Consider the following 8,061-nt stretch of genomic DNA (forward strand, 5'->3'; position numbering starts at 1 on the left):
CTTTAGGGACTGTGTTCCTTGCCCCGCTTACGTTTCAGGCATTTACCCTCCACTTTTGCGGGAACGAATCGCACCTCTACCTCACCAATATGAAAACCGCTATATATTGGGTCAAAAAATAAATAATGCCGATCGAAAGTAGGGAAATGACAATCCCATGTTTTGACCCTCGGTGCACAGCGCGATCGCGATTGTGGCAATCCGATCGCGCATAGAGTTGGTGGATGACGGCTTGCATGCGATCGAGTAATTCTCCCATAAATTGGGCAGGTCACGCACCCGAGGATTTTCTAGCATAAAAAAAGCCCGCTGATGCGGGCAAAAACTGGTGTTGGGGCAGGGTAAAACCTGCCACAAAAGTCAACCTAAAACAGTGCGTTCAATAATTACGATCGCCGATAGGGCACCACATTCTCGCCGAAATAACGAGTGTATTCAGCACCATCGAGCAAGGTAGAAACAGTAGATTCCAACCCTTCCTCGCCGAGCAATTGCTCGTAATCAGACAGTTCTGGGGTAGCGGGAGTGCGACCCAACAAATGACGGAACAGCAACTCAACCGCCTTCGGCGTCGGATAGGGGGTGACAAAGCGATCGCGATAGGCATCGGAGTTCGCCAATCCTCGGACGAAATCGCGTACCGAGATTTCGCGGCGAATCAGACCTGCCTCCAGGTCATCGATGCGGAATGCCTCGGGAATCTCCTCGCTGTAGATATCCATCACCTGACGATAGAGAGCAGCGATCGCCTCTTCCATTTGCGGCGCGCTCATGGTAGCACTCACCCGATAAATCCGCGACACCTGATTGGCGCTAGGGCGTTGCAGGGGGGAACCACTCACCGATCGCCCCACAGCGATCGCATCGAGTTTCCCAGACTCAGACGCCATTGCACTAGCCATCAGCGGTCCTTTTGCCGGATCCATGCCGCCATCCACCGGTTCGAAGCTCGGTACCACCAACTCCTTATTTTGCTTCGTGAGGCGGTTATACAGCTTCTCGGTATTCGGGAAATTGGCAGCCGGCAGAGTCGGGAAGCGACGATAGGGCACCGTATCCTCATTAAACACCTGCAGATACTCCATACTATTGAGCATCGCGGTAATAAACCCTCGGATACCTTGGGTCGCGAGAATCTGGTTGTACTTGCGAATTTCCTGCTGATTGAGCGGCGCGCGGCCCAGGAAATGCTTCGTCCCCAGTTCGATCACCTTCGTATTCGGATAGGGGGTGTAGAACTCCTTGATGTACAGATTCGAGCAACCCAACCCTTCGATAAATTCCTTCACCGTGATTTCGCCATTTCGCAGCTTGCTTTCCAAGCCGGTGAACTCGTTTTTCACGATATAGGGGTCGAGATCGCGCTCGAAGACTTGGCGATAAGCCGCCTGAATAACCATCTGCACTTCGGTGGGCTTGCGGTTGGTGAGCTTGAACACCTTGCTTTGTTCGCGGCGTTTGCCCACCCCTTGGGTGACGCGCATTGCGATCGAGGGAAGACCTTGTTCCTTCACCGCACCGAGTTCGATAAAGCGAGGCGTTTCTTCCTTCTCCACCTTAGCCGCCTTATCGCCAATGCTACCCACACGCAGCGATCGCAAAGCTTGACCCTGCGGCGTCAGATAGCGCTCGTAAGGAATCGTATCTTCGCCGAATGCCTCCTCATATTCCTTGCTATCGATAATCGCATCAACGAGGGCATAAAAACCCTTCTTAGAACACAAATCGAAATAGGCATTCATTTCCTGACGCCCATAGGTCGGACGACCCAACAAGCGACGGTGAATGTACTCGATCGCCTTACACACATAAAGCGAACTCCAGTACAACTTCCGGAACACATCCGACTTCGCCAACGCCCGCACGAACTCGCGCAGAGTAATCTCGCCGTTTTCCAGCTTGATTTCCGCCACCTTGAGGCGCTGATTTTCGTACACCGGACGACCGAACACCTGCCGATAGGCAACATCGATCGCCTTTTGGGTAGAACTCTCGGAGTATTTAACGCTAACTCCCTGCACCGGACGCACGCCACCGCGCATCCCGTACTGCATCTGACCGCTGGGAACTTGATCCAGCTTGATCGGCTTCGGTCCGAGGGAACCGGGTGCCTTACCCCGTGCCTTTGGATTGCTCAGTTGGTTGTCAATTCCCGGTCCGCGATGGATTAAAATCCGGCGCGCATCTTTGCCAAACGGGGCCGGACGATTTTTCGGATTGCGAGTTTCTTTCGGGAAAATCGCCCCAAACTGAATTTCCAGGGGATCGTTCCCCACCCCATAGGGGTGCTGGTCGGGCAGAGGACGGATGTAATCCCCAAACAAGGTGATAAATTGCGGCACCTTGCGGAAGGGGGCGCTGTAGTTAAACAGGTCGATTTGCGGTCCCCAGTTGCGGCATTCTTGGGCTTCTTGACCCAGACCCCGCAGGTAGGGCACGGTTTCTTCGCCGAAGTAGTCAGAATATTCCTGGGAATCGACCAGGGCATTGACTAAGGCTGGCAAACCGCCGTTAGAAACGATCGCGAAATACTTGTTAAACTCCTCGCGCGAACTAATCCCGCGTCCCAGGAAGTGACGCAAGGCCAGTTCTACCACCCGGCTGTTAACGAATTTCTCGTAGAACTGCTGGCGGTAAAGCGGGGATTTGCCTAAGCGGCGGATAAACTCTTTCATCGAGATATCGCCGTTTTTCACCTGGGATTCCAGGTAGGAGAGGCTCAAGCTATACGCCCGGGTAATATCGCGCTCGAAGACTTGCCGATAGGCGGCTTTGATGACCGATTGCTTCTCAGAAGCAGACAGTCCGGGCTTCATCACGAATTTCTGACGCCGTTCGGCTGCATTGAAGTAAATTTGCGGCAGTTGCAGCCCTTGTTGGTCGCTACTGGGTCGCTGGCGCAGCTTTTCGGAGGGGGTCGGGGCTTTGAATTCGCTAATCAAGACGTCGAAATACTGCCCGACAATATTCTTGCCGGTTTCGTCTTGCTTGAAGTATCCCAACCCTGCGGCTTTCATTTCTTGCAGCGCCACGATGGTTGCGGCGGAGGAGCAGGCGTTTTCGATAATTTCGCGCAAGCCGCGCACGTTGACGGCGATGATGTTCGGATCCCCGGCGACGATCGCGTAGGTCAGATAGCGCAAAAACCAACTGAGGTCGCGCAGGGATTTGGTCATGTTAGACGGACCGTACCGGGCAATGTTAATCGGCTGGAACCCGGAAGGCGCAGGCCCGGAGGAGCTGAATATCCCCCGCAATCCTTCTAGGAATCCGCCTTTGCTTTCTACGTAGGTGACGGTTCCGAGTTTCATCCCTTCGGATACGTCTTGGGTGGAGGCCATTTTGGTCTGTTCCAAAATTGGCTCTTTGGGTTTTTCCAAGAAAGCCATCGGCGAACCGCCTGTGAAAATCCGGTTGGCGGCTCGGGATACGATGAGTTCGGAGTTTTTGGTGAGAATCTCCGCAATCTCTAGGCGTTTGCTGCCAGAGTTGAAGAAGGTTTGCAGCTCGGTTAGTTCGCTGTTCCCCAGGAAGCGGTCTTGTTGTTCTGCCTGGGAAATGGTTGCGACTGGTACGGTTTGATAGAGTTGCGGACGCGCAACTGAGCTTCCACCACTTGCTTTTACACTCATTGGATTTCAAAAGCTCCCGATAGAATTATCTGCTTTGGCATCGGTGGTCAGATGCCTTTTTACATTGAGGTTGGCTTTCGCGATCGCGCGATCGCGATTTCGAGCATGGGTATTTCTACCCGCCTCGCACCCGGTTGGGTCTTGCTTTACCCCCACTTGGGAGTGGTTTGATATAGTCTCTAGCTTAAAACGTTTCGGTATCACCCCCTCCAATTGTTAAAAATTATGTAGATTTTTGGTTGCTGGGTTTCCGTGTCATCATATTTTATTGCGGTACTCCACTGAGAAAAAATATAAGTTTTGTTACGTTTCTTTATGGTAAGTTGCAGATTGGCAAGTATTTTGGCCTCGCGGTAGGAGTCCCGGACTCGTTAACTCGGTTGACTCGTTCCCCCCCCGGGAGCAAGTCCTCCCCCGCTACCGCCTCCCCCCAGGGAGTAGGCAAATTAGGACTGACCCCCTTGGCGGCTAATTCCTTTACCTACTCGATGAGAATCCAATCCCTCGACTCTGATTGGCTCTAACCGTTGCTGACTCATCTCGAACCATTATGCAAAATTCTGACTCGATTTCTTCTGCCGTACAGCGCCTTTACGATACCTACCCCTTTCCCCCGGAAATCCTCTTGGACGAACCGCCTCCAGGTTACAATTGGCGCTGGTGTTGGCCGACGGCTTATGCGTTCTGCACTAATCGCAAACCGGAAACCCTGGGGGTTCGCATCCTCGATGCCGGTTGCGGTACCGGGGTCAGCACTGAATATCTGGCTCATCTCAATCCGGAAGCGGAAGTAACCGGGATCGATTTAAGTGCCGGGGCGCTTGAGGTGGCGCGGGAACGCTGTCGCCGATCTAAGGCATCCCGGGTACAGTTCCATCACCTGAGTCTTTACGATGTGGCTCAACTGGAGGAGGAGTTCGACCACATTAACTGTGTCGGGGTGTTGCATCATTTGCCGGATCCGATTCGCGGGATTCAAGCTTTGGCTAGTAAGTTGGCTGCCGGTGGGTTGCTGCATATTTTTGTCTATGCCCAGTTGGGTCGCTGGGAAATTCAGTTGATGCAGCAGGCGATCGCCCTGTTGCAAGGAGAAAAGCGCGGCGACTATCACGATGGGGTGGCGGTGGGTCGCCAAGTTTTCGCGTCTCTACCAGAAAACAATCGCCTGGTCAAGCGGGAAAAGGAACGCTGGTCGATGGAAAATCAGCGGGATGCCAATTTTGCGGATATGTACGTTCATCCGCAAGAAATCGATTACAATATCGAGACACTTTTTCAGCTTATCGATGCCTCGGAGTTGGAGTTTGTCGGGTTCTCGAATCCGGAGTATTGGAATTTGCAGCGGTTGTTGGGGGACTCGCCGGAGTTGATGGCGCGATCGCAGCAGTTGAGCGATCGGCAACGCTACCGCCTCATCGAACTCCTCGACCCGGAAATCACTCACTATGAATTTTTCCTCTCCCGTCCCCCCCTCGCCAAAATCCACTGGTCCGATGACGCTACCCTCCAATCCGCCATTCCCGAGGTGAGTCCCTGCTTGCAAGGTTGGCCCGCCGAGCATATCTTTGACTACAACTATCAACTCGTCAGCTTATCCCCCGCTGAATTTGAGTTTATGAAAGCTTGCGACACCGCAGACCCACCCCGCCAAACCGTCGGCGACATCCTCACCCAGGTCTCCCTCGACTTGGACGGCGTGCGAACTCTGCAACAGCGTCAGCTTATTCTGCTCACCCCAACCTCTCACCCCCAATCTGTCTCGAATTGAAAATTGAGAATGGGGAATGAAGAATTGAGAAATTTCTTCCTTCCCACTCTCTGCCTCCCTTGCCACAAACCGCCTATATTGTCAATCTTTTTTCTCACATATTGCAGATTGCCAATCAAATACTTCAAATAAACCAGCCATTCAGAAAAAGGTGGCGGGTGCGAAATCTGTAACAAGCAAGCCAAAGAAATCAAAGAAAGAGATTCCCCGCGACCTGAGAAGGAAGCTGGAGGAGTTGCGGATATTGACCGGGCACCAAGACGAGCGGGTGTTGAAGGCGATCGCCTGCGCCGGTGGCAGCGCTGGAACGAGAGACGGCCTACAGAAACCGATGCAGTGTTGGGGGGACAAGGTGCGAGGCCGCGTGAATGGGATGCGGTGCTGGGGGGTCGGGCTGGTAAATAAGTGCAAAGCATTGCAGGTTGGGGGATGCGATCGCGTTTTGGATCTGCTCCAGTTCACGATCGCTTGAAATGATGGCTTACGGAAAAAGCGCTATCGGATGCCGATCGCCTCACAAAGCGCGAATCCGAATTCGCGGCAAACTTTGCGCGATCGCGTTACCGCAAGTCCGAGCAAGTTGGATCCAGTTGAGATGCGGTTGGATTGGCGGCGACCAGAACGACTTGACCGCGATCGTTCAGTTGCCATTGGGTGGCCTCAACGTAAGGCACTGGTGTGCGAGAGGAGTCCGGAGGCGTGGGAGTGCGATCGCCATTCTCGGGGTTGCGCTGTCCCAGATCTACCCAAGAGCGAGTGAGGAACAGCGGGTCGGTGGGACTGGCTGGAATGCCGCCGCGACCCACCACCGTAAAGCTATTTTCTTCCGCTATTTCGCATCCAGAGACGATCTGCTGGGAGGGGTCGAGAAGGCTGGCATTCAGGGGCACCAGTGCGGCAGTCGGATCTAGGTCAGGAGCGTTCACCGTGACGATGCCGCTAAACTCTGCGCCGCGTTCGGAGGTGGCGGTAATGTCCGAGGTCAGATCCGAAGGGCGAGATCGATTTTGGGTGCCGAAAATGCCAGAGGTGTTGATGTTGACGCGACCCCCGCGAGAGTCTTGAGAATTGGCGCTGATGTCGCTATTTTCCAAGGCGACTAATACCTGCGCGTTAATGTTGATGTTGCCACCGATAACATTTTCGCCTCGGGCATTCGCAGTAATGTTGCTATTTTGCCGCAAGATTAAATTCTCCGAATTCAAAGTGATAGTTGCTTGCTGTTGAGTTAGATCTAAAGTGATGCTGGTAGTGTCGGCAGTCAGTTCTGCTTCATTGTTTAAAAAAATAGAACCTGCGTTGATATTAACATTGCCTGCATTTCCTTGACCTTGGCTTCTAACTCTTATTTGTCCTTCGTTCTGAACTTCTAAAATTGGGGTATGGATGGTTATAATTCCAGAACGCCCGCTTGATTCTTCTTCAGCAGAGCTATCTAAACCTGTAAAAAATTTTTCCTGGAGTTTACCATTAATTTGGATGGATTCTGAAATATTTAAACTGATACTACCTCCATCTCCAGATCCGAGTGTTCTAGAATTGATTTGACCTCCATTATTCAATTCAAGCTGGGAAGCCTTTATAAATATATTGCCTCCTCTAGCCGATCCAAAGGTATCAACACTTATTATTCCTTGTTCTATTCGCCAAGTTGAAGTATTAATAAGAATATTACCGCCAGAACCAAATTGAGGTAATTTTGTTGTTTCGATGAAATCGCCAGTTCCTGAAAATAAACGACTAAGCTCGCCAACTATTGTAACAGAATCACTGGCATTTATAGTAATAGCTCCTCCAGTACCCGTTCCCAAAGTGTTTGCCTCTATAAGTCCTCCATCCTCCAAAAGCAACCTAGATGTATTCACCGTCACATTTCCTGCATTGCCAGTAGAGCCTAAAACTGCCCGAGTTGATATCCCACTAGCAATTTCCTCTGTAAAAGTTCCAATAAATTCAACAGAATTAAAAGCGTTAATTGCATAAGCGTTGAACGCATTTTAATGGACTCTTAAAAATAGATACAATAATCCTGTCAAACCCCGATTTTAGCCATTAAAAACGAGCTTTTTAAACCAGTGGACGTAGCTGATATTTTCAGACATAAAAGCCTGTAAATACCTGAGTTTATCCAACGGTTTACTTCCAAATTTGGCCGGAATCTCCACTAACTGAAGAAGGAGATAACAAATGAGTGCGGCATAAATTTGGATCGAGATACCGTTGGTAATTTTTGTGATTAAACGAGACAACTTTAAATGCATTTTTAAAAATTTCCACAGCAATTCAATCTGCCATCGCCTTCGATATATTTCTCCTATTTCTTCATTGCTATATCCTAGATATCCTGATTCAGGTAGGTTGGTTACAAATCTAAATTATGTTCGAGTTTCTAAATCGCAAAAGCTAACAACTCTGACTTGAACCGTTCGTTTTCCGCTCCAGAATTCATAGGTTCCATCTTATTTTAAGTTAAGGGTAGAATTGTTTTTGATTATTAGTAAAAAATACTGATTTTCTTCTTTCAGTAATTTTTGAACGCCCTCGGAGTTTGAAAATCCTCTATCCATTACAGCAACTCCCTTCTGGGGCGTAGCTGCTATGGTTTCATCTCCATGTTCACTATCGTGACCTTGACCAAAATGAATGTGTACTCCGTCAATG

Annotated in this window: 5 protein-coding genes and 2 pseudogenes; 2 read left to right on the forward strand and 5 right to left on the reverse strand. The window is 50.6% G+C overall.

Features of this window, described 5'->3' with window-relative positions:
- Positions 1-76 precede the first annotated feature (76 nt).
- The 3 genes and pseudogenes from AC0QH1_RS00150 to AC0QH1_RS00160 form a co-directional block, all read right to left on the reverse strand.
- Positions 77-259, reverse strand: a complete 183-nt coding sequence (locus AC0QH1_RS00150) for a hypothetical protein (protein WP_324628723.1) — start codon at positions 257-259, stop codon at positions 77-79.
- A 127-nt stretch (positions 260-386) separates the two neighbouring features.
- A complete protein-coding gene (locus AC0QH1_RS00155; protein WP_442957255.1) occupies positions 387-926 on the reverse strand; it encodes a phycobilisome rod-core linker polypeptide in 540 nt (179 codons plus the stop codon).
- 9 nt (positions 927-935) lie between these two features.
- Positions 936-3,632: pseudogene (locus AC0QH1_RS00160) on the reverse strand (phycobilisome rod-core linker polypeptide); the annotation flags it as partial.
- Between the two features lie 550 nt (positions 3,633-4,182).
- On the opposite strand from AC0QH1_RS00160, the gene AC0QH1_RS00165 reads away from it, so the two are divergent.
- Together AC0QH1_RS00165 and AC0QH1_RS00170 are read left to right on the forward strand one after the other, a co-directional pair.
- The gene (locus AC0QH1_RS00165) at positions 4,183-5,400 is read left to right on the forward strand and encodes a class I SAM-dependent methyltransferase (RefSeq protein ID WP_324628725.1); all 1,218 of its coding nucleotides are present in this window, start codon (positions 4,183-4,185) and stop codon (positions 5,398-5,400) included.
- 244 nt (positions 5,401-5,644) lie between these two features.
- Entirely contained in the window at positions 5,645-5,872 is a 228-nt protein-coding gene (locus AC0QH1_RS00170) for a hypothetical protein (protein ID WP_324628726.1), read from the forward strand.
- A gap of 88 nt (positions 5,873-5,960) precedes the next feature.
- Here the strand turns inward: AC0QH1_RS00170 and AC0QH1_RS00175 are convergent, their stop codons facing one another.
- Together AC0QH1_RS00175 and AC0QH1_RS00180 are read right to left on the reverse strand one after the other, a co-directional pair.
- A complete protein-coding gene (locus AC0QH1_RS00175; RefSeq protein WP_324628728.1) occupies positions 5,961-6,605 on the reverse strand; it encodes an S-layer family protein in 645 nt (214 codons plus the stop codon).
- 840 nt (positions 6,606-7,445) lie between these two features.
- Positions 7,446-8,060 (reverse strand): annotated as a pseudogene (locus tag AC0QH1_RS00180) (transposase).
- Between the last annotated feature and the right edge of the window lies 1 nt (position 8,061).

The organism is Phormidium sp. CCY1219, from assembly GCF_055795085.1.